The organism is Gluconobacter roseus NBRC 3990, from assembly GCF_006538885.1.
GTDB lineage: Bacteria > Pseudomonadota > Alphaproteobacteria > Acetobacterales > Acetobacteraceae > Gluconobacter > Gluconobacter roseus.
Genome location: NZ_BJLY01000006.1, coordinates 37485 through 62115 on the forward strand (window position 1 = coordinate 37485; position 24631 = coordinate 62115).

20 protein-coding genes and 1 tRNA gene are annotated in these 24631 nt (G+C 61.8%); 13 read left to right on the plus strand and 8 right to left on the minus strand.

Going from position 1 to position 24631, the window contains the following annotated elements; genetic code table 11:
• Positions 1 to 80 precede the first annotated feature (80 nt).
• Complete coding sequence (gene mazG, locus GRO01_RS12860; RefSeq protein ID WP_062507137.1) at positions 81 to 863, minus strand: nucleoside triphosphate pyrophosphohydrolase; 783 nt, start codon at positions 861 to 863, stop codon at positions 81 to 83.
• A gap of 174 nt (positions 864 to 1037) precedes the next feature.
• Here mazG and argC point away from each other — a divergent pair, with 174 nt between their 5' ends.
• From argC to GRO01_RS12895, 7 genes are all read left to right on the plus strand, one after another.
• Positions 1038 to 1937: an N-acetyl-gamma-glutamyl-phosphate reductase gene (gene argC, locus GRO01_RS12865; RefSeq protein WP_062507139.1), complete on the plus strand. Its 900-nt coding sequence runs from the start codon at positions 1038 to 1040 to the stop codon at positions 1935 to 1937.
• A gap of 74 nt (positions 1938 to 2011) precedes the next feature.
• Positions 2012 to 2095: transfer RNA gene (locus GRO01_RS12870), tRNA-Leu, on the plus strand.
• Positions 2096 to 2149: 54 nt separating this feature from the next.
• Positions 2150 to 3307: a phosphoserine transaminase gene (locus tag GRO01_RS12875; protein WP_062507141.1), complete on the plus strand. Its 1158-nt coding sequence runs from the start codon at positions 2150 to 2152 to the stop codon at positions 3305 to 3307.
• Positions 3304 to 4443, plus strand: a complete 1140-nt coding sequence (locus GRO01_RS12880; RefSeq protein WP_062507143.1) for an ATP phosphoribosyltransferase regulatory subunit — start codon at positions 3304 to 3306, stop codon at positions 4441 to 4443. Before GRO01_RS12875 ends, GRO01_RS12880 begins: the two co-directional genes overlap by 4 nt.
• 54 nt (positions 4444 to 4497) lie before the next feature.
• Positions 4498 to 5787, plus strand: coding sequence for an adenylosuccinate synthase (locus GRO01_RS12885; protein ID WP_062507145.1), 1290 nt, complete (start codon positions 4498 to 4500; stop codon positions 5785 to 5787).
• Positions 5788 to 5876: 89 nt separating this feature from the next.
• Entirely contained in the window at positions 5877 to 7847 is a 1971-nt protein-coding gene (locus GRO01_RS12890) for a serine/threonine-protein kinase (protein WP_062507147.1), read from the plus strand.
• A 9-nt stretch (positions 7848 to 7856) separates the two neighbouring features.
• Positions 7857 to 8327 carry a hypothetical protein gene (locus GRO01_RS12895; RefSeq protein ID WP_062507149.1) on the plus strand — a complete coding sequence of 157 codons (471 nt, stop codon included), beginning with the start codon at positions 7857 to 7859 and terminating at the stop codon, positions 8325 to 8327.
• A gap of 30 nt (positions 8328 to 8357) precedes the next feature.
• Here GRO01_RS12895 and ftsY read toward each other — a convergent pair whose 3' ends face one another.
• Genes ftsY through dapF form a run of 3 tightly spaced genes read right to left on the minus strand, consistent with a single transcriptional unit; the run spans position 8358 to position 11350 of the window.
• Positions 8358 to 9317, minus strand: coding sequence for a signal recognition particle-docking protein FtsY (ftsY, locus tag GRO01_RS12900; protein WP_062507152.1), 960 nt, complete (start codon positions 9315 to 9317; stop codon positions 8358 to 8360).
• Between the two features lie 60 nt (positions 9318 to 9377).
• Positions 9378 to 10580 carry a MiaB/RimO family radical SAM methylthiotransferase gene (locus GRO01_RS12905; protein ID WP_083541190.1) on the minus strand — a complete coding sequence of 401 codons (1203 nt, stop codon included), beginning with the start codon at positions 10578 to 10580 and terminating at the stop codon, positions 9378 to 9380.
• The gene (dapF, locus tag GRO01_RS12910) at positions 10577 to 11350 is read right to left on the minus strand and encodes a diaminopimelate epimerase (protein ID WP_062507171.1); all 774 of its coding nucleotides are present in this window, start codon (positions 11348 to 11350) and stop codon (positions 10577 to 10579) included. The genes GRO01_RS12905 and dapF overlap by 4 nt, the downstream gene beginning before the upstream one ends.
• An 84-nt stretch (positions 11351 to 11434) precedes the next feature.
• Between dapF and GRO01_RS12915 the strand changes: the two genes are divergently transcribed.
• Complete coding sequence (locus tag GRO01_RS12915) at positions 11435 to 12085, plus strand: class I SAM-dependent methyltransferase (RefSeq protein ID WP_174787460.1); 651 nt, start codon at positions 11435 to 11437, stop codon at positions 12083 to 12085.
• A 162-nt stretch (positions 12086 to 12247) separates the two neighbouring features.
• Positions 12248 to 14059 carry a DEAD/DEAH box helicase gene (locus GRO01_RS12920; protein ID WP_141307065.1) on the plus strand — a complete coding sequence of 604 codons (1812 nt, stop codon included), beginning with the start codon at positions 12248 to 12250 and terminating at the stop codon, positions 14057 to 14059.
• Between the two features lie 66 nt (positions 14060 to 14125).
• On the opposite strand, the gene GRO01_RS12925 is transcribed toward GRO01_RS12920, so the two are convergent.
• From GRO01_RS12925 to GRO01_RS12935, 3 genes are read right to left on the minus strand one after another with little or no spacing between them, the layout of a single operon-like run.
• Positions 14126 to 15229: a glycosyltransferase family 61 protein gene (locus tag GRO01_RS12925; protein ID WP_062507158.1), complete on the minus strand. Its 1104-nt coding sequence runs from the start codon at positions 15227 to 15229 to the stop codon at positions 14126 to 14128.
• An 8-nt stretch (positions 15230 to 15237) separates the two neighbouring features.
• Entirely contained in the window at positions 15238 to 16116 is an 879-nt protein-coding gene (locus GRO01_RS12930) for a polyphosphate kinase 2 family protein (protein ID WP_062507160.1), read from the minus strand.
• Positions 16106 to 16861 (minus strand): SDR family NAD(P)-dependent oxidoreductase, encoded by a 756-nt coding sequence (locus GRO01_RS12935; protein ID WP_062507173.1) that lies wholly within the window; start codon positions 16859 to 16861, stop codon positions 16106 to 16108. Before GRO01_RS12935 ends, GRO01_RS12930 begins: the two co-directional genes overlap by 11 nt.
• A gap of 134 nt (positions 16862 to 16995) precedes the next feature.
• Between GRO01_RS12935 and GRO01_RS12940 the strand changes: the two genes are divergently transcribed.
• Positions 16996 to 17610, plus strand: a complete 615-nt coding sequence (locus GRO01_RS12940; protein ID WP_062507175.1) for a YqgE/AlgH family protein — start codon at positions 16996 to 16998, stop codon at positions 17608 to 17610.
• Positions 17611 to 17671: 61 nt separating this feature from the next.
• Positions 17672 to 18325, plus strand: a complete 654-nt coding sequence (gene grxB, locus GRO01_RS12945; RefSeq protein WP_062507163.1) for a glutaredoxin 2 — start codon at positions 17672 to 17674, stop codon at positions 18323 to 18325.
• 76 nt (positions 18326 to 18401) lie between these two features.
• Here the strand turns inward: grxB and GRO01_RS12950 are convergent, their stop codons facing one another.
• The gene (locus GRO01_RS12950) at positions 18402 to 20609 is read right to left on the minus strand and encodes a S9 family peptidase (RefSeq protein ID WP_062507177.1); all 2208 of its coding nucleotides are present in this window, start codon (positions 20607 to 20609) and stop codon (positions 18402 to 18404) included.
• A 197-nt stretch (positions 20610 to 20806) separates the two neighbouring features.
• On the opposite strand from GRO01_RS12950, the gene GRO01_RS12955 reads away from it, so the two are divergent.
• Positions 20807 to 21886, plus strand: a complete 1080-nt coding sequence (locus GRO01_RS12955) for an aldo/keto reductase (protein ID WP_062507179.1) — start codon at positions 20807 to 20809, stop codon at positions 21884 to 21886.
• Positions 21887 to 21976: 90 nt separating this feature from the next.
• Positions 21977 to 24577: an ATP-dependent chaperone ClpB gene (clpB, locus tag GRO01_RS12960; protein WP_062507165.1), complete on the plus strand. Its 2601-nt coding sequence runs from the start codon at positions 21977 to 21979 to the stop codon at positions 24575 to 24577.
• The last annotated feature ends 54 nt before the right edge of the window (positions 24578 to 24631 follow it).

Here is a 24631-nt window from a genome sequence, read left to right on the forward strand (position 1 = left end):
CATGAACCGCGCGGCTGTTACATTGAGGATTGAGCGCCTGTTACATTCAGAATAGACGCTCGCACCGAAAATCCGAGGCCTCATTTCATGCCGGGCAGCTTCTTTGCGGCCTGCCAGAGGGCTTCCATCGTCGGAAGGTCCTGTTCGGCCATGGTCTGTCCCTTCTGGGCGAGCATGGCTTCCATGGCCTCAAAGCGACGGGTGAACTTGTCGTTGCTGCGGCGCAGGGCGGCTTCAGGGTCGATATCCAGTTTGCGGGCAAGGCTTGCGACCGTGAAGAGAACATCGCCCAGTTCGTCCTCGATCCGGTCATGGTCTCCGCCAATTTCGGCTTTCAGTTCGTCGATCTCTTCATGGACCTTGTCGAGAATGCCGGTGGCATCGTCCCAGTCGAAGCCCACGCGGGCCGCGCGGCGTGTCAGCTTGGCGGCGCGCATCAGGGCAGGAAGGGGCAGGGCGACACCCGCCAGCGTGCCATATTCCGCCTTGCGCTGGCGCTCGGCTTCCTTTTCCCGCTCCCATGTGTCGTCATCCAGCGCAGCATCGCCGAAAACATGAGGGTGACGGCGCACAAGCTTGTCGGCGATCGTGCCTGCGACGGTCTCGAAGTCGAAATGCCCGGCTTCCGAGGCCATCTGGGCCTGAAAGACGACCTGAAGCAGCAGGTCGCCCAGTTCGTCCGGAATGGCCTCGCGGTCGTCACGGGCGATGGCGTCCATGACTTCATAGGCCTCCTCGATTGCGAACGGGGCAATCGTGGCCGGGGTCTGTTCCACGTCCCAGGGACAGCCACTCTCGGGGTCGCGCAGGCGCTTCATGACATCCAGCAGGCGGTCGATCTGCCGGGGGGAAGACTGGGTCATGGAAACATCCTGCTGTTATCGTGCTGCAAGGTTCATACCCGCGTGGCTTCATGGATGAAAGCGCCGGGAAGGGGGGCAGCGGGTGACAGCATGACATTCCCGACGTAAAACGACTGCCGGACGTTTCAGGCACCTGCCGGGGCGGAACGGATTTGCAGACAGGGTGGATGGCGCATGGCACGCATTTTCATTGATGGGGAAGCAGGCACGACAGGTCTGGGCATCCGCCAGCGGATCGAGGCACTTCCCGTGTCTTATGGTCTGGAAATCCTGTCCATCGACCCGGCTCTGCGCAAGGATACGGCAGCGCGCCGCTCCATGCTTGAGCAGGCCGATGTCGCCATTCTGTGCCTTCCGGATGATGCCGCCCGGGAAACGGTCGCGCTGGCGGAGGGGCTGGATGTCAGGATTCTGGATGCCAGCACGGCGCACCGGATTGCCGATGGCTGGGTCTATGGTTTCCCGGAAATGGACGCGGAACAGGAAGCTGCCATCAAAAGCGCGCGGTTTGTCGCCAATCCCGGCTGTTACCCGACGGGGGCCATTGCCCTGATGCGGCCGCTGGTGCGGGCAGGGCTGCTTCCGGCCGATCACCCCGTCTCGATCAACGCCGTCTCCGGCTATAGCGGGGCAGGACGGGTTGCGATCGAGGAGCATGAAAAGAACGGCGGGCCGGCTTTCTTCCTGTATGGGCTGAACCTCAAGCACAAGCATTTGCCTGAAATCCGGCACTATTCGGGCCTGACGCGCCAGCCGCTGTTCGTGCCGTCGGTCGGGCATTTCCCGCAGGGCATGATCGTCTCCATCCCGCTGCACCTGAAGGATCTGCCGGGGCAGCCCTCTGCCGCGGAACTCGAAGCCGTGCTGCAGGACGCTTACGAAGGATGCGCCCATGTGCGCGTTGTCCCGGCCGAAACCCGGCTTGAGGCTGACACCCTCGCCAATACGGACGACATGGAACTGCGCGTTCATCATAATGGCGAGCAGGTCGTTCTGACCGCGCGGCTGGACAATCTGGGCAAGGGGGCCTCGGGCGCTGCGATCCAGAACCTGCTTCTGATGCTGGGGCTTTAAAGCCTGCATTTTAAGGCCCGGATTTTGCACTCTGGCACTTTTGCCGGGAATGCATTAGGGTTCGGGCCGCCCGCGCGAGAGTGGCGGAACGGTAGACGCAGTCGGCTCAAAATCGACCGCCGAAAGGCATAGGGGTTCGAGTCCCCTCTCTCGCACCATGAGCGGTCATTTCCTGCCGGAATGGCCTCAGGACCGATCAGCCCGGAACGAGCATGTCCAAGCCGACTGTCAAACCCTCCCGCCCGTTCTTTTCCTCAGGTCCCTGCGCCAAGCGTCCCGGATGGTCACTCTCCGGTCTGGACCAGGCGCTGCTGGGCCGTTCGCACCGTGCGCCGGAAGGTCGCGCGCGCCTTAAAGAGGTCATCACGCGCTCAAAAGACCTGCTCGGCATTCCGTCGGACTGGCGCGTCGGCATTGTCCCGGCCTCCGATACGGGCGCTGTGGAAATGATCCTGTGGGCACTGGCCGGTGAGCGCGGGATCGACGTCCTGTCCTTCGAAAGCTTCTCCGGAACCTGGGCGCAGGATCTGCGCGACGTCCTGAAAATCGAGGATCTGCGGGTTCTGGACGCGCCCTATGGCGAGCTGCCGGATCTGACGAAAGTGGACTGGACCCGCGATGTCGTCCTGACATGGAACGGCACCACATCGGGTGTCTGCATCCCGGATGCCAGTGCCATTCCGGCCGAGCACGAGGGTCTGGTCATCTGCGATGCAACCTCTGCGGCCTTTGCGATGGATTTGCCCTGGGACCGGCTCGATATCGTGACATGGTCCTGGCAGAAGGCTCTTGGCGGCGAGGCCGCGCATGGCATGGTAGCGCTGAGCCCGCGTGCGGCCGCCCGTCTGGCCCAGCCGTCTCCGCGTCCGCTGCCCAAGATTTTCCGTCTGGCCAACAAGAAGGGCGTGATCGAAGCCATCTTCGAAGGCGATACGATCAATACGCCGTCCATGCTCTGCGTTGAGGACGCTCTGGACGGTCTGCGCTGGGCTGAACAGATTGGTGGTCTTCCGGCTCTAAAAGCTCGTTCGCAGCAGAATCTGGCTGCCGTGACGAAGTGGATTGCGACAGCGGACTGGGTGTCCTTCCTGTCCGCCAAGGAAGAGACGCGATCCAGCACGTCCATCTGTCTGAAAATCACGCCCCCCTGGTTTGAAAGCCTGTCAGCCGAAGCAAAGGGCAAGGCCGTCAAGCATCTGACGGGCCTCGTGGCGAAGGAAGGCGCGGGTTACGATCTCGCATCCTATCGTGATGCCCCGGCCGGGCTGCGGATCTGGGGTGGGGCCACGGTCGAGACGGCCGATATCGAAGCGCTGCTGCCCTGGCTGGACTGGGCGCATGAGCAGACCCGTGCGGAGTTTTCGGCATGAGCCTGTATTCCGAGACCCCGAGCGCCGCGCTTCTGCCGTCTGGTTTTGCCGACCTTCTTCCCGGTGAAGCCGAAGCGGAAGCCCGCGGCATCGCCAGCGTGATGGAGGCCTTTTCCCGTCATGGCTATCAGCGCGTCCGTCCGCCCCTGCTGGAGTTCGAAACGTCGCTTCTTGGCGGATCGGGCGAATCCCTCGCACCCCAGACCTTCCGCCTGATGGATCCCAACTCGCATCGCATGATGGCGCTGCGTCCGGACATGACGACACAGATTGCGCGCATTGCGAGCATCCGCCTTCAGGACGCGCCGCGCCCGTTGCGCCTGTCCTATTCAGGAAGCTGCATCGTTGTCGGAACGCCGGGCCGCGAAGCAGACCGTCAGGTCTCGCAGGCCGGGATCGAACTGATCGGTCCCGACAGCGCGCAGGCTGATGCGGAAGTCATTGCGCTTGGTGCGAAGGCTCTCGCGGAACTTGGAATTGAAGGCGTGTCCTTCGATCTGTCCATGCCCGCACTGGCTCTGGGCCTGATCGAGGGCGTCATTTCCGAAGCCGATCGTGAACCGCTGCTGCATGCGCTGGATCGCAAGGATGCCAGCGCCGTGGCAGAGTTGGGTGGTCCGATTGCCGGGATGCTGGCGGTCATGCTGCGCGCTGCCGGCCCTGCCGACCGTGCGCTGGATCTGCTGGCTTCGCTGGATTACCCCAAGGATGTCGTTGGTCATTTCGAGCGTCTGGCGGCATCCGTGGCAGCAATCCGCGAGCGCAGCCCGGATCTGCGTCTGACGATTGATCCCGTCGATTTCCGTGGGTGGCGCTATCATACCGGACTATGTGTGACGGTGTTCTCTACCAGTTCGCGTGAGGAACTGGGACGGGGAGGCCGCTATCTGGCCGGGCAGGAGCCTGCCTGTGGCCTGACGCTTCGTCCGCAGGCCCTTCTGCGCGCAGCTCCGGTCTCCGCGTCCCGTCCGCGTTGTTACGTTCCGGTTGATCTTGATGCGGTCAGTCTCTCCGGGCTGCACAAAGCCGGTTACGCCACGGTCTCTGCTTTATCGCACGACGAAGACGCGGCCGCTCAGGCACGGCATCTGCGCTGCACCCATGTCTGGAAGGATGGTGCGGCCCAGCCGCTCTGACCCACCGTTTCTTTTCGTTTTTCCCCAGTCTCGTCAGTTCTAGGAAGTCAGCTCATGTCCAACGTCACCGTGATCGGAACCCAGTGGGGGGACGAGGGTAAAGGCAAGATCGTCGACTGGCTCGCCAGCCGCGCCGATATCGTTGTCCGCTTTCAGGGTGGTCACAATGCCGGTCACACGCTGGTCGTGGGCGATCAGGTCTACAAGTTGTCCCTGCTGCCGTCCGGTCTGGTTCGCGGCAAGATCGGTGTGATCGGTAATGGCGTCGTCGTAGACCCGAAGGCCCTGATGACCGAGATCGACCGCGTGACGGCGCAGGGTCTGGTTGTCACGCCCGAGACGCTGTGGATCGCCGAGAACGCGCCGCTGATCCTGCCGGTTCATGGTGCGCTCGACCGGGCCCGTGAAGCCGCCCGTGGCGACCACAAAATTGGCACGACCGGTCGTGGCATCGGTCCGGCCTATGAAGACAAGGTGGCTCGTCGCGCCATTCGCATCTGCGATCTGGCCGAACCCGAGACGCTGGACTGGAAGCTGGACGAACTGCTCCTGCACCACAACACGCTGCTTGCCGGTCTGGGTGCCGAGACGTTCACCAAGGAGCAGCTCAAGGACTTCCTGGCCGAGATCACGCCGCGTCTGCTACCGTTCTCCTGCCAGGTCTGGGATTGTCTGGACGAAGCCCGTCGTGCCGGTCGCCGCATCCTGTTCGAAGGTGCACAGGCCGTCATGCTGGACGTCGATCACGGCACTTATCCGTTCGTCACGAGCTCCAACACGGTTGCGGCCGTCGCGGCATCGGGCAGTGGCGTCAGCCCGTCTTCTGTTGGTTTCGTACTCGGGATTGCCAAGGCCTACACGACCCGTGTGGGTGAGGGGCCGTTCCCGACCGAACTGCACGATCAGACTGGCCGCACTCTTGGTGAGCGTGGGCATGAGTTCGGCACCGTCACCGGTCGTCCGCGTCGCTGCGGCTGGTTCGATGCGGTCCTGATCCGTCGTGCCGTTCGCGTCGGTGGTGTCAGCGGTATTGCCCTGACGAAGCTCGACGTTCTCGATGGTCTGGACGAAATCTCCATCTGCGTCGGTTATGAGTTGGACGGCCAGAAAATCGAGACCTTCCCGTCGGCTCCGGGTGCACAGGCCCGCGTCAAGCCGGTTTACGAGACGATGCCGGGCTGGAAGGAAACGACCGCAGGTGCCCGTTCCTGGGCCGAGCTTCCGGCACAGGCTATCAAGTATGTCCGCCGTATCGAGGAACTGATCGAAGCCCCGGTGACGCTGCTGTCTACCAGCCCGGAACGCGACGACACCATCCTGATGCGCGATCCGTTCGAAGACTGATCTTCCGCTTCTGGAATCGGTCGTTGCATTAACGAAGTCTCAATCCCTGTCCGGCACAAAAGACCGGATAGGGAAACAACGGGATTTCAATGGCCGACACGCAGGCAGAGAATAGCCAGGAACTGCTCATCGCCGAGCGGTATCTGATCAGCCTGGACCGGAAACAGCCTGATCTGGGCGGTTGCGCGACCTATAGCGCGCAGGACACGACGGCGGCCGGAACGTCTTATCTCGGTCTTGCGCCTTTCGCGCCATCTGCCCGTCTTTCGGAGATCATGTTCTTTCGCCATGAAAGCGTGATCCCGATCCATACCCATGAATATGCCAAAGGGGCTTTGTGGCTGCTCTGTCCGCATCCTCCTGGCCCATCGCTTGCGGAATTCCTTGGTCTTTGGACGGAAAGCCAGCTGATTGATGGCGTTATCCGTCCACTCGCTTCCCTTCTTCAGAATCTGGAAGCGGCAAGACTGACCTGCCGCAGTATCCGGCCCGACAATTTGTTTGTCGGACAGGGATTGCACAAGGTCGTTCTCGGGCCACTGGGAGTCAGCGCGCCAGCTGCAAAACAGCCTGTTCTTTTCGAGCCTCTGTCCTCAGCCGTCTGCCGCCCGTCCGCCCGGGGGGAGGGGACAATTGACGATGACATCTTCTCCCTGGGTGTCATCATCCTTGCGCTTGCTATCGGAAAACTTCCTCTGGAAGGCCTGTCCGACATGGATATTCTCAAACGGCGTTTTGAAGTCGGAACGCCTACAGCCTACATGGATGGCCAGAATATTCCCGTCGGCCTGCGCTCAGTTCTGACGGCGATGCTGTCCGATGATCCGGCCAGCCGACCTTCTCCACGTGACTTGGTCACGATTGCACCCAGCAAGCTCTTTACGGTTCGCCCGGAGATACCGGCGCGTGTTCCGCTCATGATCGGGGGGAATGCTGTTTATACCCCGCAGGCTCTTGCCTGGTATGCCGGACGCCATCCTGCAGAGTTCTCCGGACTTTTGCAGAGGAAAATTGTCAGCGACTGGCTGCATCGCGAACTTGAGCTTTCCGTCATGGCGAGCCTGATTGAACAGGCCAGTGCCTCGTTCCTTCCTGCAGGCGGAAGCAAGGCGGTCGATCCGGCGACAATGGTTATTACGCATGCGATTTCCGTTCTTGATCCAGCAGCGCCGATGTTCTGGGGTGGCTTGTGGTTCTGGCCCGAGGCCCTCCCGCAGATGCTGGCCCAGGCAACGGTGCAGCCTGTCATCCCGGATGATGAACGGATGGTACGCAATATCCTCAGCTTCATGTCGGGAAACCCGGATGCCTTCATGTGGGGGCATCTGCCCAAGCAGCAGGGTCAGCAGATAGCGGCGCTGTCCGTGGCCGCGCGGCGCATGGGCGGCAAAGGAGGTGAACTGGTCAGGCGGTTCCCCTACGACATGAACAGCTTTCTTCCCTGCCTTTCGAAAAGATGTCTGGAAGAACGGATTTCCCTCCCCGAAGGACTGCTACAGTGGCTGAACCGCCATGTCGGAGTGGAGGATCTGCCTGACGAGATGCTCGGACGAGCCGGCTTTCTTGACGAGCAGATGCGCGCGTTCCTCGAATCAAACTGCTCCCGGCAGGGAATCATTCCCCTCTCGCAGTCGCAGAAAGCCGGATTGCCGCCTTGGCTGGCAGATCTCACTCTGCTTGCCGCCGTACAGAGAAAGTTTGACAAGGCGCCACTCAGTTTTCTGGCGCAACGGGCTTTGCCTCTGCTGGAGACAGAACTGCGCCAGTGGCGGAGCAAGACCTCCCGAACCCGGCGTCGCGCGCGTCTGGGTAAGGCAGCGGATGACGGGAATCTGGGAAAGTTCCTCGCCACCGTCAACGACCCGACCGGCCTCCGGCTGGACCAGCGACAGGCTCAGGAGGCCGAGGCCGAGATCAGCAATCTCATGCGTGTTCTGGATGAGGCTCCCGAACGCAAGGCCGCCGCCGATCGTGAAGCGCGTAATTCCGGAGAATTTTTCTCACTCCTGACAGGTATTGCGGTCGCGATGGCAAGTATCTGGCTGGAATTCTGTCGATGAGGAATATCCATGGCATCCGTTAGGCAGGCAGAGCAGGGGTCTCTTCGTGCCCCGGGATTTCGCTGGTGGCATGGGATCATCATCGGCCTGCTGCTCTCCTATGTTCCAGGAAGCCTGCTGGTTGCAGGCGTGTTGCTCCTGCCATTGGTGGCGCTGAAACTGGTTGATCCCAATGCCGATGGTCAGCGCATCATGATCGTCCTGTTTTATGTCGGGGCCGCTATGGTTCACCCCCTGCATGAAGCCTGGGCCGCAAACGGTGACTGGGAAACCTGCATCGCTCAAATCACGCAGCCCGTTACTCTCGCACTCGATTGGCTGGCCGCAGGTGCGGCGTGGCTGGTTGCGGAAGCTTCAGCTATCGGGGGCAGGCTTTGGAACGCAGATGTTGCAAGACGTGAGCGCAAATCCATTGAAAAGCGCATCGCCTATCTTCAGGAAGAATGGATGTCTTCAGATGAAGATGCTCCTGCCAGCTGAGGATTTTTCAGACTGGCAGGAGAGCGACTTTTATTCCGATGGTGTGTCTTCTGATGAGGTTTCCATCAGTCTGGATGCAAGGTCGTTGGTCCCCCCGACCAGACCCTTTGCATATTCCTGAGCCGAGAACGGGCGCAGGTCCTCGGCCTGTTCGCCGACACCAACCATGTGGACAGGCAGTTTGAACTGTTCCGCCAGCGCCACGACAATACCGCCGCGCGCAGATCCATCCAGCTTGGTCACGATCAGACCCGTCACATTAACCAGTTCCCGGAAGACACGGACCTGTTCGATAGCGTTCTGACCGGTCGTTGCGTCTAGCACCAAGAGAACGGAGTGGGGTGCTGTTTCGTCGAACTTCCGCATGACGCGGATGATCTTGGCAAGCTCCTCCATCAGCGCGCCCTTGTTGTGCAGGCGTCCGGCGGTGTCGATCAGGAGCAGATCGGTTCCGGCTTCCGTGGCGCGCTTGAGGCCGTCATAGGCCAGACCCGCAGCATCAGCACCATGCTTGCCGGCGATGACGGGTACGTTGGCGCGCTTGCCCCAGACTTCGAGCTGTTCGACGGCAGCGGCACGGAACGTGTCGCCAGCCACCAGCATCACGGATTTGCCTTCTTCCGTGTAATGGCGGGCCATCTTGCCGATCGTGGTGGTCTTGCCGACACCGTTGACGCCGACAACCAGAACGACATGGGGTTTCTTCTTCGGGTCGGGCTCGAAGGGAATGGCTACGGGTTCGAGAACGCGGGCGATTTCGGTTGCGAGGGTCTCGCGGATTTCGTCGCTGGTGACGTCCTTGCCAAAGCGCGTGCTGCGGAAGTTCTCGATGACGCGCTCGGCCACGACCGGCCCGAGGTCAGCTGCAATCAGCTCGTCCTCGAGCTCTTCAAGAGCTGTTTCATCCAGCTTGCGATGCGTGAAGACGGCGCCGAGACGCGAGCTCGACCGCGAAAGACCCTGTTTGAGTCGTGAGAAAAATCCAGCCATGCATGGGAGTTCGGACAGGTCGGGCCGAACGTCAAGGGCATAGGAAGATCTGAACGCGTTTCAGCTGCGGATTTCGGCCAGGAGTGTTCCGTTTTCCAGTCCCGTGGCGCGAACGGGCACGAAACTGCCCCGGATTGGCGCAGGCGAGGTTCCGGTCAGGCGGACGGCGGCAAATTCCGGCGAATGGCCGCGATCCGGCGTCTCGGCCAGAATATCGAACTCGGTACCGATCAGACGCTGCAGGAAACGGTCACGGTTTGCTTCGCCGATGTCGCGCAGACAGGCCGCGCGTTTCTGACGTTCGGCATTGGGAACGGCCGGCATGCGGGCGGCGGGCGTTCCGGGGCGTTCGCTGTAAGGGAAGACATGCAGGAAGGGGATCTGCTGCTCTTCGATAAAGGCTCGGGTTTCCTCGAACAGGGCATCCGTTTCCGTGGGAAAGCCCGCGATCAGATCGGCACCAACGCCTGTCTCCGGGCGTATGGACCGGACGCGGCGCAGTGTTGCTGCGACCCCGGTCGTATCATGGCGGCGCTTCATGCGCTTGAGAATGAGATCCGATCCGGCCTGAAGGGAGAGGTGCAGATGCGGCATCAGGCGGGGCTCGTTTTCCAGAAGCCACCACAAATCTGCGTCCCCGGTTTGTGCATCGAGAATGACAGGGTCGATGGAAGACAGGCGCAGTCGCCGCACGCCGTCCACGCGGCGCAGCAGTTCACGACATAACGCGCCTAGTCCCTTGCCCTCGGCCCCCTGCCATGAGGCGATGTCCACACCGGTCAGGACGATTTCCTGATGCCCGGCTTCGACAAGCGCTTCGGCGCGCGCAATGGCGTCTTCAACAGGGGTAGAGCGGGAGTCTCCGCGGCCATACGGAATGATGCAGAAAGTGCAGCGGTGATCGCAGCCCTGCTGGACCTGAAGGAGGGCGCGGGCATGACGGGATGGCGGCAGGCCCGCGCTGGTGTCACCCCAGATGGCGGGCTTGAGCTTGTCTTCGTTGGGCACAACGCGAACAACGCCCGGCAGCGCGGTCCAGCGATCAGGGGCGATATCGGAAGCGCAGCCCGTCACGACGATCTTCGCATCCGGATTCTCGCGATGCGCGCGGCGGATGGCCTGCCGGGCCTGTCGCTCGGCCGTAGTCGTCACGGCGCAGGTATTGACGATGATCGTGTCGTCCTGCCCGCGCGCGTGATGGGCCATGCCGTCGCTCTCATGGGCGTTGAGGCGGCAACCGAATGTCAGGACCGAGGCGCTCACGCGGTCGTCCCGTGGAAGACCGTGACAGCGGGGCCTGTCATGAGAACATGTTCGTCTTCGCGCCATGTAATACGCAGGTCTCCGCCATCCATCGTGACCGTGCAGGTCCGTTCCGTCAGGCCGCGGCGGACGGCATTTACGACCGCCGCACAGGCCCCCGACCCGCAGGCGAGCGTCAGTCCTGCGCCGCGTTCCCAGACGCGCAAACGCATATGTGTTGGGGAGAGGATCTGCGCGAAACCGATATTGGCGCGTTGCGGGAACAGCGGGTCCCGTTCGAGGTCCGGTCCCAGCGCCTCCGCGCGGAAAGCGTCACCGAACAGCGTGGCGTGCGGATTGCCCATCGAGCAGGCAGCCGCATCATGCAGTGGCAGATGCAGCGTGTCACAGGCGCGGGACAGCGGCACGTCCTGCCAGTCCAGTCGTGGCGTGCCCATATCGACCGTGAAGAGATCGCCATCCTGTGCCGTGGGGAGAAGGCCGGCCGCCGTCTGGAGCGTCGGAGCGTTGCCGACGAACTTCGCCACGCAGCGCGATGCGTTGCCGCAGGCCCCGGCTTCCGAACCGTCCGGATTGAAGAAGCGGACATGCACGTCTGCCCCTGCCAGTGTCGGGGCTGTCAGCAGGACAAGCTGGTCGCAGCCGATTCCGAAGCGCCGGTCGCACAGATGGCGGATCGTCGCAGTATCAAGGGCGGGATCGTTCTGGCGGCCGTCGATCACGACGAAATCGTTGCCCAGACCGTGCATTTTCGTGAAGGAGAGGGTCATGATGGCGCCTCTCATAAAGCATCCCGCGGGTTGACGCACGGGGAACATGCCCTCATTTCGGCTGCTGGATCAGAAGGAGTGGACATGAGCGGCCCGGAACAGCTTGAAGGAATGCATGCAGCGGCGTTCACGCGCGCCAACAGCGAGCCCGACACGATTTTCTATGCCCAGCGCGTGCCGGATTCGCTGATGGATATGGGCGCGCGGACAGCCGTGACGGCTCTGTATCAGACGGCCTTGCCGGTCGGTGGAGCGGTGCTGGATCTGATGGCAGGCGCGCTCAGCCATTATCCCCAGGAAGCGACGTTCCAGCGTGTGGTCGGGCTCGGGATCTCCAAAAGTGCCCTGGATTCCAATCCCGTTCTGGGCGAGCGGGTCGTGCAGGATCTCAATGAAGTCACGATGCTGCCGTTCGACGATGACAGCTTCGATGCCGTGACGTTGTGCGACGGGTTGGCCTATCTGACGCAGCCGCTGGCCGTACTGACGGAAGCCGTGCGTGTCCTCAAGCCCGGCGCACCGCTAATCCTGACGTTTTCCGACCAGTTCCATGCGGCGAAGGCCGTGGCGATCTGGCAGGCGCTTGAGCCGGCGGATCGGGTGCGTCTGGCCAGTGTGCTGATGTCCCGCGCCGGGCTGGCCGAACTGGATACGGGCGAGGTCGTGCCGCCCGAGGACCTCACGGCATGGCGCGATACGGTGCATGCGGTGATCGGGCGCAAGCCGAGGAACTGAACAGGGCAGGGACTGCGTTGCGGGTGCCGGACGGAGCGGGAAGAACAAGAAAAAGCCTTCCATACGTTCTTTCTGGCATTTTCGGCTGGAAGTCTTTATGCAGCGGCATTCCAGCCGCCGCATCCTGTCGTCGGCGTGACGTTTGCCGAGTGTTCATAAAATATGCCTTTTCCCGATACCCATCCTGCCCTTAAGCGCGCCCTTGAGGCACGTGGCTACGAACAGCTGACTCCTGTTCAGGAAGCAGTTCTGCAGCCGGGGCTGGACGAGCGCGACCTGCTGGTTTCCGCGCAGACGGGGTCGGGCAAGACCGTCGCCTTCGGCCTGGCCATCGCTCCGACCCTGCTCGGAGACGCCGATCGCCTTCCGCCGTCCCCTCAGCCCATGGCGCTTGTGATTGCGCCGACGCGTGAGCTGGCGCTTCAGGTCCAGTCCGAACTCAAATGGCTTTATGCCGAAACCGGCGCCCGCATCGCGAGCTGCATTGGCGGCACCGATGCCCGCAGTGAAGCCCGTGAGCTGAACCGCGGCGCCCATATCGTGGTCGGAACCCCCGGCCGTCTGTGCGATCACCTGTCGCGTGGCTCGCTTGACCTGTCTGCCCTGCGCTGCGTCGTGCTCGACGAAGCTGATGAGATGCTGGACATGGGCTTCCGCGAGGAGCTGGAGCAGCTTCTCGATGCCGCCCCGGCCGAGCGCCGCACGCTGCTGTTCTCAGCAACGATTGCCCGTGAGATCGCCTCGCTGGCACGCCGTTACCAGAAGAATGCCGAGCGCATCGACACGGTCTCAGGTGCCAAGCAGCATTCTGACATCACCTATCGCTGCGTCATTACGCAGCCGCAGGAAATCGAGCGTTCGCTCGTCAACGTGCTCCGGTTCTACGAGAGCCCGACGGCCATGGTGTTCTGCAACACCCGTATGATGGTCAACCAGGTCCAGGCTGCTCTTCTGGAGCGTGGTTTCGCATCCGTCGCCATTTCCGGCGAGATGGGCCAGAACGAGCGCAGCCGTGCGATCGAGAGCCTGCGTTCCGGTCAGGCCCGTGTCTGCGTTGCGACCGACGTTGCAGCACGCGGCATTGACGTGCCGGCGCTGAGCCTCGTGATCCATGCGAGCATCCCGACGGCTGCCGAGACCCTGCTGCATCGTTCGGGCCGTACGGGTCGTGCGGGCCGCAAGGGCACCAGCGTGCTGATGGTTCCGCTGAACCAGCGTCGCCGGGCCGAGCGTCTGCTTCAGATGGCGAAGATTCAGGCCGAATGGGAAGCCGTTCCCACGGCCGACGCCATTGCCGAGCAGGACAAGACGCGCCTGATGCACGATCCGATCCTGACGAACGCCGTGGACGACATGTCCGACGAGCTGGTCAACCAGCTGGTCGAGAAATACGACGCCACCAAGCTCGCAGCGGCACTGGTCGGTCTGTATCGTGCGCGTCTGCCGAAGGTCGAGCAGATCCGCCCGATGTCCGTCGAGGCTCCGCGCCGTACGGAGCGTGGCGAGCGTGCCCCGCGCGAAGAGCACACCATGTCCGGTGAGTGGTTCAAGATGGGCGTTGGTCGCACCGAGCGTGCCGATCCGAAGTGGCTGATCCCGCTGATCTGCCGTCTGGGCGGCGTGCAGAAGCGCGAGATCGGCAGCATCCGCATCGATCAGGAACAGACCTATTTCCAGATCGCGGATGAGAGCGTGGCCCGCTTCAAGTCCTGCCTCGCCGGTGCAGAAGCTGACGAAGTGACGATCGAACCGTCTGAAGCCCCTGCCGGTGGCATGGGCCCCCGTGGTCGCAACCCGGGTGAAGGCAAGCGCTTTGGCGGCGGTGGCCGTTCGGGCGGTGGCTTCAAGGGCGGTCCGCGCGGTGGTGCCGGCGGTGGTTACAAGGGCCGCGGCGGTTCGGGCTATGGTCGCCCGAAGCCCGCAGCCGGTGATGGTCCGCGCAGTGACGGTTCGAGCCGCAAGCGCCGTTCCTGATCCGTCTTTCAGGATCTGAGAAACAGAACCCCGCCGGAGCAGGTCTCCGGCGGGGTTCTGTTTTTTTCAGGCGTTGGGCAGGAGGGCTACCAGTTCGCGGACACGGTCCAGAATTTCCCCGACCGGAAGCGGGATGGCGGCATCGTCCGTATGATTTTCCTGCACGGCCCCTGTCTCGAACACATCCGCCCAGTATTTCAGCCCGCCCTGTGTCGCCATGGCGGCAAAGCAGGGGTTGATGTGGTGGGACGGAACGAGCTCATAAACGAGTGTTCCCGGCTGGCACCAGGCGATATTGGCCATGCCGGCTCCCAGCATTCCCATAACCATCCCGGCGTCGCTGAACAGGCGGATCTGTTCGGAGAGCGACAGCGTTTCGGGGTGCACGCGCTCGAAGCCAAGTTTTCCCAGCCCTTCCGCCAGTTCGGCTTCATTGGGAACGTGCCGGTTGGCCGAGCTGCCACGCTCGATATAGAGGCGCCGTCCGGTAGGTTTCATCGCGGCGCCTGCGGCCTGACGCAGCCGGGCATAGGCGGCGCGGGACAGGTCCGAGACAGCGAAATCGGCGCTGCCATTGACGAAGGTGATGTAGTCGAGGGTTTTGAAGGCGTACTGCCGTCCCTGCTGCAGACGGATATGAGCGTCACCGCTCAGGCCAAAAAGCTCCAGCGTCTCGAACTGCCACGGATGCATATGTTCGGGTAGGACAAGGCGGACCGGCCTGCCTGCCTGGGACAGGACATGCAGGGTGGGGACCGTATGGGCAACCCAGTGATAGAAGTTTGAGGCCCAGTGATCGACACAGCTTGCGGTTATGCCTTTGAAAGGCGCACAGCGGATGAGATCCGCAGGACGCAGCTTCAGGTTACGTACAGCTTCCGGATCCTGGACATAGGCGGTTTCAGTGACCGGATAACCTGCATGCAGCAACGTCATCAGCGACTGGTCCAGAACGACGTCACGCAGGGCGTACTGCCGGACCGTGACCGGCATGCTCTCCCAGTCCCGGAACGGATTACGTTCCGGATGGCTCAGGGCAGAGGCGCGGGGCGCGGAAACCGGTCGGATGGGACAGGTTTCGAGAACAGTCGTGCTGCGCGCGATCTCCGCCAGACCGGAGGGCCCGGCCGATGGAGAAAAGAGACGCCTGAGACGGGAAAGAAGCGGCATGATCAGGATCAGACGGTCTTGGCCGCGCCTTTGAGCAGGGCCTGCTGGGCGTCCTTGAGCGCATCGGACATTTTCTGTTCCGGCTCCTTGAGGTGCAGGCTTTCCAGCGTGTCCAGCAAGGCCTCGGCCACGAGCACGCGGGCAAGCCATTTATGGTCTGCCGGAATAACGATCCAGGGGGCATCCGGCGTTGCGGTCGCGCGAATGGCCTCTTCATAGGCTGCGGTATAATGCGGCCAGAACTCGCGCTCCTTCAGATCCGACGGGCTGAACTTCCAGCGTTTTTCCGGATGGTCCAGCCGCTTGAGCAGACGCTGTCGCTGCTCCTCGGGTGAAATATGCAGGAACAGCTTGAGAACGATGATGTTCTGCCGACGCAGATAGCTCTCGAAATGCCGCAGATCGCCCAGACGGTGATCCCAGAAACCCGGCAGATCGGGATTGAGGCCGCGGGCGCGCACCATGTCCGGATGCACGCGCTCCACGAGGACATCTTCGTAATGGCTGCGGTTGAAAATGCCGATCTCACCGCGCGACGGCACGGCAAGATGGATGCGCCACAGATCATCATGACGCGTCGAAATGCCGACAGGCGCCTTGAAGGACGTGACATGCACGCCCTGCGGATTCAGGCCGGAAAAAGCATGGCGGATCGCGCCATCCTTGCCGGCGGTGTCCATGCCCTGAAGAACAACAAGGATGCCGTGGGTGGCGTAGGCTGCCAGCCGCTGCTGCAGGACGGACATCCGGTCCACGCAGTCGCGGATCCGGGTGCGGGACGTATCCTTCTGGCGCCCGAGTTTGTCGTTCGTGGCGATGGAGGACAGACGGAAGTTTTTCCCGTCCGTAATGCGAAGTTGGGAAGGAAGCCCGGTTTCAGCCGACATGACGGTTCACCGCAAGCCCACCCGATGCCTGACAGACCGGCATCATCTCCAGATAATTGACGTTCACGTGCCAGGGCAGCCCGATGAGCCAGGAAACGGTTCCGGCAATATCCTCAGGCGTCAAAGGCGTCGTATCCTTGTAAACGGCGGCCGCCTTGGCATCGTCACCCAGACGCACATTGCTGAACTCGCTGCCGCCACACAGACCGGGTTCGATATTCGTCACGCGGATGCGGGTGCCGAGCAGGTCCGTGCGCAGGTTCTGGGTGAACTGATGCACGAAGGCCTTGGTCGCGCCATAGACGTTGCCGCCTGTATAGGGATAGGACCCGGCCGTGCTGCCCAGCGCGATGATGTAGCCCGTATTGCGCTGGACCATGCTTGGCAGAAGTGCGCGGGTCAGTTCCACGACGCCCGAGACGTTTGTGGCAATCATCGATTCCCAGTTGTCGGGCTCGGCATCCTGTGCCGGCTCCATGCCGAGTGCGAGACCGGCGTTGTTCACGAGGACGTCGATATCCTGCCACTCCTCGGGCAGTGCTGCCGGCAGGGCGCGCAGGGCCTCGCGGTCCGTCATGTCGAGCGTATAGGGCAGAACGCTCTCGCCCAGTTCGTCCTTGAGGGCTTCCAGACGTTCCTTGCGGCGGCCGGTTGCGATGACGCGGTGACCTTCGCGCACGAGGCGCGTTGCTATGGCGTGACCGAAGCCTGCGGTAGCGCCGGTGACGAGGACGGTGAGAGGCATGACAATCTCCAGACGGACAGTCCGCACCCGGCAGGGGCGGCTCGGGATACCCAGTTCAATGACATTGGATGTCATTAACACTCCTGAAGGCAAACGCTTGCAATACAGGAAGGGATGCACCCATGTTGGCAGGCATGAAGAAAACACTCGACGGACAGAATGACAACCTGACAGATCCCGCCTTTCCGGAACGCGGCCTTACGGGAAAACTGCTCGTGGCTGCGCCTGCTCTGGCGGAAACGTTTTTCGAGAGGACGGTGATCTATCTCTGTGCCCATTCAGAGCAGGACGGCGCGATGGGACTGATCGTCAACAGGCGCCTGTCCCAGCCGGGGCTGGATGATCTGTTTGCACAGCTTGGAATCGAGCCCAGCCCTCCCGAGCGGCGGATTGGTGTGTGCATGGGTGGTCCGGTCGAACATTCCCGTGGCTTTGTGCTTCACTCGGCCGACTGGGCCGGGGAGGGGAGTCTGGACGTCGATGGCCACACCACCCTGACCGCAAGTCTCGACATTCTGCGCGAACTTGCCGCCGGACATGGGCCAAAACAAGCCATGATGGCCCTCGGACATGCTGCCTGGGCGCCCGGGCAGCTTGAACAGGAAATCCTGCGTGACAGTTCCTGGTTCGTGGCGCCTGCCACTGACGAGATCGTGTTCGGAACCGACCACGCCAAAAAATGGCGTCAGGCGTTGGTGGCCATAGATATCGATCCACTTCTTCTCTCAGCGTCCGTCGGGGAAGCCTGAACAGGCTTTCCCTCCAGAGCAGTCTTCAGGCCGATACTCCCATCACATACAGGAAGGCAGCATGAGCGCACCCTATATCCTCTACATCTACGAACACTGCCCGTTCTGCACCAAGGCGCGGATGATCTTTGGCTTAAAGGACATCCCCTATGAGCGGCAGATCCTGCTCAATGATGACGTCGAAGGTCCGGTCCGCATGGTAGGACGCAAGGTTGTTCCGATCCTTGAGGAAGACGGACAGTTCATGGCCGAGAGCATGGACATCGTCGCCCATATCGACGCGATCGGAAAACCTGTCCTGACGGGTAAGGCACGTCCCGAAATCACGGACTGGCTGCACAAGGCGGGCAAGCCGCTCTATCACCTGTTCCTGCCCCGCGCCGCTGCGGCGCCACTGCCGGAGTTCGAGACGACCTCCGCGCGTGCCGGGTTCATCCGTCGCAAGGAACCGTCCGTCGGGTCGTTCAGCGCATTGCTGGAAGAAAAAACCGATGAACTGACGCAGCTGAACGCGCTGCTGAAGGAACTGGCACCGCTGATCCAGACGCCTGAAGCCGTGAACGGCGAACTGTCCACGGATGACATCCACCTGTTTGCGCATCTGCACAGCATGTCGCTGATCGGGGGCGTCGTTTATCCACCAGAAGTCGAGGCCTATCGCCAGACCATGGCAGAGCTTTCGCGGGTGGGTCTGTTTGACGGCATTGCTGTCTGATTACTGACCCGATCTGCAAAGAAAAGGGGCCGGATCACAGGATCCGGCCCCTTTTTCATGTCCGCAGGCTGGGGGATCATTTTCCCGGCTGAAGGACCGTGCTCAGGAACTGCGCGCGCCGCTCGGCCACTCGGGCCCGGATGATCGGATCGGGAAGCATGTGCGTGCCGGGAAGCAGCAGAAGGTCGTAAGGCTTTCCGGCATGCAGAAGCGCCTGCGTCAGTTTCATGGTGTTCTCGAAATAGACATTGTCATCCGTAATGCCGTGCATGAGCAGCAAGGGCTGTTTCAGCGTGTCGGCATAGGTCAGGACATTGCTCTTGCGGTAACCTTCCGGATCGTCCTGCGGCGTGCCGAGGTAACGCTCGGTATAGGCCGTGTCGTAATCCGCGAAATCGACCGGGGGTGCACCCGCGACACCGACCTTGAACACGTCCGGACGGCGGATGGTCGCCATGGCGGTGAAATAGCCGCCGAAGGACCAGCCATGGACGCCGACGCGGGAGAGGTCCATTTCATGGTGGCGCTTGCCGAGCGCTTGAAGCCCGTCGATCTGGTCCTGAAGCGGCAGGTCGATCAGGTTGCCCTTGATGGCGCGCTCAAAATCATGATCGCGCCCGGGTGTCCCGCGTCCATCGAGCGTGACGACGATATACCCCTGATTGGCCAGGCACTGATCATCGAGATAGGAAGTCGGCGTGTCATGGACCATCTTGGAGCCCGGACCGGCATAGACCGACAACACAACCGGATAGCGCTTTGAGGCGCTGAAGTTTTCCGGACGGATGATGGCCGCATCGAACTCACGCGGACTGGCCGTCGTGAACTCGACATGGACTGGCAGCTTCGGCGGCTGCGCCACGCTGGGCAGGGTCGCGATGACATGGCCGTTCGCATCCCGCACCAGCGTCTGGCGCGTGCCATTCGCGCTGGCGAATGTGTCCACCATGGCCGTATGCGTGCCATTCGTGACATGCACATTATGGATGCCGCGTTCCGTCACGAACGGCGTTACGGCACCGGTTGCAAGGTCGATATGCACGACCTCGTTGTCCAGCCGGTTGGTCCGGACCGTCACCGTAATTGTGTTGTGCTCGGCGTCGTAATCGTCAAAGGCGACATAGGACAGGCCGGGTGGCGTCAGGACGCGCTGGAGCTTTCCATCAGGCGCATGGAGTTCAAGCTGCCAGTCCTTGCCCCGGTCCGCGGCCCAGAGGAAACCGGCGTTATTGGCGAGAAAGACGGGCAGGCTATGTCCGCCGGAGGCCGCGCGCGGGTCCAGTTCGATCCAGGCGGGGTCGGACTGGGCGAGCAGGAGATGGGTGGCGCCAGTCGCAGGGTCGATCGTGAGGAGCTGTTCCTGCGTCTGGGCACGGTTGAGCAGCACGACGGCGAGAGGGCCATTCTTCCGCCAGACTACGCGGCCGAGATACGGCCATGCCTCGTGATCCCAGGAAATCCAGCGGACCGGGCCGCCTTTCGCGTCCACGAGACCAAAGCGCGTTTTCGCGTTGTTGGTCCCGGCGCGGGGATAGCGGAACGAGACAGGCTCGGCCTGCGGGGTTTCGGGATTGGTGATGTAATGCTTTTCGACGTCGCTGTTATCGGCCTCCTCGAACAGGATGGTCTTGCTGTCAGGAGACCACCACGCGCCATCCGCGCGCTCCAGTTCCTCAGCAGCGGCAAATTCGGCGAGGCCATGCGTCAGGGTGTCGCTTCCGCCGGTCGTCAGACGTGTCTCGCGTCCGCTGACGAGATCGACGCTGTACAGGTCATTGTCCCGCACGGCCGCAAGGGTCAGCCCGTCCGGGGAAAGGCGGGGGGCAATCCACTGACCTTCAACCGGCGTGACGCGGCCGTCATCGGTGGCGATGCGTTCAAGCTGTCCGCCCTGTGAGGCTAAAAGCGTGCCGCCATCTTCACTCATCTGATAGTCGGTAATGCCGGACATGCTCTGGCGTGCCCGCTCCCGCCGGGCCTTTTCCTCGACCGACAGATGCTCCGGACCCGAGGCCGGGGCGGCCAGTTCATGCAGCGAATGGTCGGGCAGGTCGTAGCGGTAGAGATGCAGATGCGTGTCGAACGACCCCGAGCGCAGGAACAGGGCGGAATGACCATCCGGCGTGATTTCGGCGTGGTTTGGCAGTCCAAGCGTGCCATTCCGGGTCTTGGCCAGATCGACCATGCAGGCAGCGGGTTGAGCCGCATTGCCGATACCGGTGGACAGCAGCGGAGAAAGGACGGCGCAGGCCAGAAGGGCGCGACGCAGGACATGTGACGACATTGCATCTCCGTAAGCATGATGGCGGACAGGATTTTGACGTCGATCATGGACCGGCTCGCCGTTTGTGAACAGGGTTTCCACAAGGGATGACGCAGTCGTCTCACGTTTTCGGGAGCGGGGGCGTTTTTACCGGGACCGATCCCGGGCTCGGGTGTTCTGTATCACGGTATGTCTCAGCAAGAAGGAGCCTGATGGATATGCAGTATCGTCAGCTTGGTCGCTCGGGCCTCAAGATTTCAGCACTCAATTTCGGATCGGTCACGTTCGGCGGGCAGGGCAATTTTGCCGCTACCGGCAAGGTGGACGTCGCCGAAGCAACGCGGATGGTGGATATCTGCGTCGAGCATGGCGTGAACATGTTCGACACGGCCGATGCCTATTCCGGCGGTGAGGCCGAAGAAATCCTGGGGCGTGTCCTGCAGGGACGCAGCCGCGAACTGCTCGTGACCTCCAAAGTGCGTTTCCCGACGGGGAAGGGGCCGAACGAACAGGGGCTGTCACGCCATCACATCCTCAATGCCTGCGACGACAGCCTGCGTCGGTTGGGTCGTGATCATATCGACCTTTATTATCTGCATGAATGGGACGGTCTGACGCCGGTCGAGGAGACGCTTGAAGCGCTCCAGACCCTGCGCGATCAGGGTAAGATCCGCTATGCCGGTATTTCCAATTTTGCAGGCTGGCAGGCCATGAAACTGCTGGGAGCTGCGGAGCGGGACCGTCTGATCGCGCCGGTCAGCCAGCAGCTTTACTACTCGCTGGAAGCACGTGATGCCGAATACGAACTTCTGCCGCTCGCCGTGGATCAGGGACTGGGTGTTCAGGTCTGGAGTCCGCTGGCCTGTGGTCTGCTGACCGGGAAATACCGGCGTGGCAAGACGGCGCCCGAAGATTCCCGCCGCATTTCCGGCTGGCCGGAGCCGGAAGTCCGGGACCTGAAGAAGCTCTATGATACGGTCGAGGTTCTGGTGCAGATCGCGGAAGAGCATAATGTCTCTGCAGCCCGTGTGGCATTGGCCTGGACGCTACACAAGCCGGCGATCACCTCGCTGGTTCTGGGGGCACGCAAGGAAAGTCAGCTTCTGGACAATCTCGCAGCCGCGTCGCTCCGTCTGACGCAGGAACAGGTTCGCCGGCTTGACGATGTCAGTGCGCCTGACCTGATCTATCCGTACTGGCATCAGAACCGGAATGCCTTTGACCGTCTCTCCAAGGCGGATCTTGTTCTGCAAGGACCGGCAAAACGTCATCGGGAGGCTCTTGAAACGAAAAAATGACTGCCTAAATATTAATCACAGGCCGCTGCCTCCGGGGGCGGCCAAGCATATCAATGCCGCCGTAACGGGGCATCAGAGGATTTGAAGACTATGGATATTCAGAATTTTACCGAACGTAGCCAGGGCTTCCTTCAGGCCGCACAGACCATTGCGCTTCGGGACTACAACCAGCAGCTGACGCCGGAGCACCTGCTCAAGGCCCTGCTGGATGATGAACAGGGCGCGGCGTCCGGCCTGATCCGTGCCGCAGGCGGCGATCCGAAGGTCGTTCAGACTGCCAATGACGCAGCCCTTGTAAAGCTGCCAAAAGTTCAGGGTGCGGGTGCCGGTCAGCCGCAGATGACGCCGGATCTGGCGCGTCTGCTCGATGCTGCTGAGTCCGCTGCAAAGGTCGCTGGTGACAGTCATGTCGCACAGGACCGTTTGCTCGTGGCGATTGCTGCCAGTCATACGCCTGCGGGTAAGGCGCTCGTTGACGGCAAGGCCAGCGCTGCTGCTCTGGAACGCGCGGTTGCGGAAATCCGTAAGGGACGCACCGTCACAAGCGCCTCGGCTGAGAACACCTTTGATGCCCTGAAAAAATATGCCCGTGACGTGACCGCTGTCGCGCAGGCGGGCAAGCTTGATCCGGTTATCGGCCGTGACGAGGAAATCCGCCGGACCATTCAGGTTCTGGCACGCCGCAGCAAAAACAACCCGGTCCTGATCGGTGAGCCGGGTGTGGGTAAGACGGCTATTGTCGAAGGCCTTGCGCAGCGGATCGTCAATGGTGACGTGCCTGAGGCTCTGCGCAACAAGAAGCTGATGTCGCTCGACATGGGTGCGCTGATCGCCGGTGCGAAATATCGTGGTGAGTTCGAAGAACGTCTGAAGGCTGTTCTCAAGGAAATCGAGACGGCTGAGGGCGAGATCATCCTCTTCATCGATGAAATGCACACGCTGGTTGGTGCCGGCCGCTCCGATGGTGCGATGGATGCGTCCAACCTCATCAAGCCGGAACTTGCCCGCGGCACGCTGCACTGCGTGGGCGCGACGACGCTCGATGAATACCGCAAATATATTGAGAAGGACGCGGCTCTGGCCCGTCGTTTCCAGCCGGTCTTCGTGGGTGAGCCCTCCGTTGCCGATACGATCTCGATCCTGCGTGGTATCAAGGAAAAGTACGAACTGCATCACGGTGTCCGCATCACGGACAACGCCATCGTTGCCGCAGCGACCCTGTCCAACCGCTACATCACGGACCGCTTCCTGCCGGACAAGGCGATCGATCTGATCGACGAGGCCGCCAGCCGTCTGCGCATGCAGATCGACAGCAAGCCGGAAGCGCTGGACGAACTCGACCGCCGCATCATCCAGCTCAAGATCGAGCGTGAGGCTATCCGCAAGGAAGACGATACGGCCTCGAAGGACCGTCTGGTTGCGCTTGAGGCGGAACTGGCCGACCTTGAAGAGCAGTCCGATGCGATGGGTGCCGAATGGCATGCCGAAAAGGATCGGGTGAATGCGATCCAGAAGCTGAAGGAACAGCTCGATACGGCGCGTTCCGATATCGACGTGGCACAGCGTCAGGGCGATCTCGGCAAGGCATCAGAGCTGAGATATGGACTGATCCCGAACCTTGAGGCCCAGATCGCCAAGGCTCAGGAAGAGGAAGATGCCTCGTCAAAGAGCGGTTTGTTCGCTGATACAGTGACGGATCAGGGCGTAGCTTCGGTCGTCTCCCGCTGGACCGGTGTTCCGGTGGACCGGATGCTCGAAGGCGAGCGCGCCAAGCTGATCCGGATGGAAGACACGCTGCGTGAACGTGTAGTTGGGCAGGAGCAGGCGCTGGTTGCTGTGTCGAATGCTGTCCGCCGGGCACGCGCCGGTCTTCAGGATCCGAACCGTCCAATCGGCTCGTTCCTGTTCCTCGGCCCGACGGGTGTTGGCAAGACCGAGCTGACCAAGGCGCTGGCGCAGTTCCTGTTTGATGACGAAAAGGCCCTGCTGCGGATCGACATGAGCGAATTCATGGAGAAACACGCGGTCTCCCGTCTGATCGGCGCGCCTCCGGGCTATGTCGGTTACGATGAAGGTGGCGTGCTGACCGAGGCTGTCCGCCGTCGTCCTTATCAGGTGATCCTGTTTGATGAGGTGGAGAAGGCCCATGAGGATATCTTCAACATCCTGCTTCAGGTTCTCGATGACGGACGTCTGACGGACGGGCAGGGGCGTGTGGTGGACTTCCGCAACACGATCATTGTCCTGACCAGTAACCTCGGTTCTGAAGTGCTGGCCAATCTGCCGGATGGTGAATCTGTCGATGAAGTCCGTCCGCAGGTCATGCAGGTGGTCCGCAACCACTTCCGGCCGGAGTTCCTGAACCGTTTGGACGAGATCATCCTGTTCTCCCGTCTGCAGCGCAAGGACATGGACCGGATCGTCAAGATCCAGATCAGCCGTCTGCAGAAGTTGCTGGAAGATCGCAAGATCGACCTGGAACTGGACGAGAAGGGAACCGAGTGGCTGGCCGCAGCAGGATACGATCCTGTCTATGGTGCCCGTCCGCTCAAGAGGGTCATCCAGCGCAGCCTGCAGAACCCGCTTGCCAGCCTGCTGCTGGAAGGCAGCATCCATGATGGGGAAACGGTCAAGGTTTCGGCCAATGATAAGGACCTCACGATAGACGGGAAAGCTGTTTCCGCAGACTGACCCCCGTCAAAACCGGTTTTGGTTAGAAAAAAGCGCCTTTTTGGTGCTTTTTTC

Bases quoted from the DNA above. Each gene is read 5' to 3' on its own strand.
- GRO01_RS12950 (WP_062507177.1), bottom strand. From the start codon at position 20,609: ATGTCGTCACATGTCCTGCGTCGCGCCCTTCTGGCCTGCGCCGTCCTT.
- GRO01_RS12920 (WP_141307065.1), top strand. From the start codon at position 12,248: ATGCCTTTTCCCGATACCCATCCTGCCCTTAAGCGCGCCCTTGAGGCA.
- GRO01_RS12930 (WP_062507160.1), bottom strand. From the start codon at position 16,116: ATGTCGGCTGAAACCGGGCTTCCTTCCCAACTTCGCATTACGGACGGG.
- GRO01_RS12895 (WP_062507149.1), top strand. From the start codon at position 7,857: ATGGCATCCGTTAGGCAGGCAGAGCAGGGGTCTCTTCGTGCCCCGGGA.
- ftsY (WP_062507152.1), bottom strand. From the start codon at position 9,317: ATGGCTGGATTTTTCTCACGACTCAAACAGGGTCTTTCGCGGTCGAGC.
- GRO01_RS12955 (WP_062507179.1), top strand. From the start codon at position 20,807: ATGCAGTATCGTCAGCTTGGTCGCTCGGGCCTCAAGATTTCAGCACTC.
- GRO01_RS12915 (WP_174787460.1), top strand. From the start codon at position 11,435: ATGAGCGGCCCGGAACAGCTTGAAGGAATGCATGCAGCGGCGTTCACG.
- GRO01_RS12890 (WP_062507147.1), top strand. From the start codon at position 5,877: ATGGCCGACACGCAGGCAGAGAATAGCCAGGAACTGCTCATCGCCGAG.
- GRO01_RS12925 (WP_062507158.1), bottom strand. From the start codon at position 15,229: ATGCCGCTTCTTTCCCGTCTCAGGCGTCTCTTTTCTCCATCGGCCGGG.
- GRO01_RS12880 (WP_062507143.1), top strand. From the start codon at position 3,304: ATGAGCCTGTATTCCGAGACCCCGAGCGCCGCGCTTCTGCCGTCTGGT.
- GRO01_RS12940 (WP_062507175.1), top strand. From the start codon at position 16,996: ATGAAGAAAACACTCGACGGACAGAATGACAACCTGACAGATCCCGCC.
- GRO01_RS12875 (WP_062507141.1), top strand. From the start codon at position 2,150: ATGTCCAAGCCGACTGTCAAACCCTCCCGCCCGTTCTTTTCCTCAGGT.
- mazG (WP_062507137.1), bottom strand. From the start codon at position 863: ATGACCCAGTCTTCCCCCCGGCAGATCGACCGCCTGCTGGATGTCATG.
- grxB (WP_062507163.1), top strand. From the start codon at position 17,672: ATGAGCGCACCCTATATCCTCTACATCTACGAACACTGCCCGTTCTGC.
- GRO01_RS12885 (WP_062507145.1), top strand. From the start codon at position 4,498: ATGTCCAACGTCACCGTGATCGGAACCCAGTGGGGGGACGAGGGTAAA.
- argC (WP_062507139.1), top strand. From the start codon at position 1,038: ATGGCACGCATTTTCATTGATGGGGAAGCAGGCACGACAGGTCTGGGC.
- clpB (WP_062507165.1), top strand. From the start codon at position 21,977: ATGGATATTCAGAATTTTACCGAACGTAGCCAGGGCTTCCTTCAGGCC.
- dapF (WP_062507171.1), bottom strand. From the start codon at position 11,350: ATGACCCTCTCCTTCACGAAAATGCACGGTCTGGGCAACGATTTCGTC.
- GRO01_RS12935 (WP_062507173.1), bottom strand. From the start codon at position 16,861: ATGCCTCTCACCGTCCTCGTCACCGGCGCTACCGCAGGCTTCGGTCAC.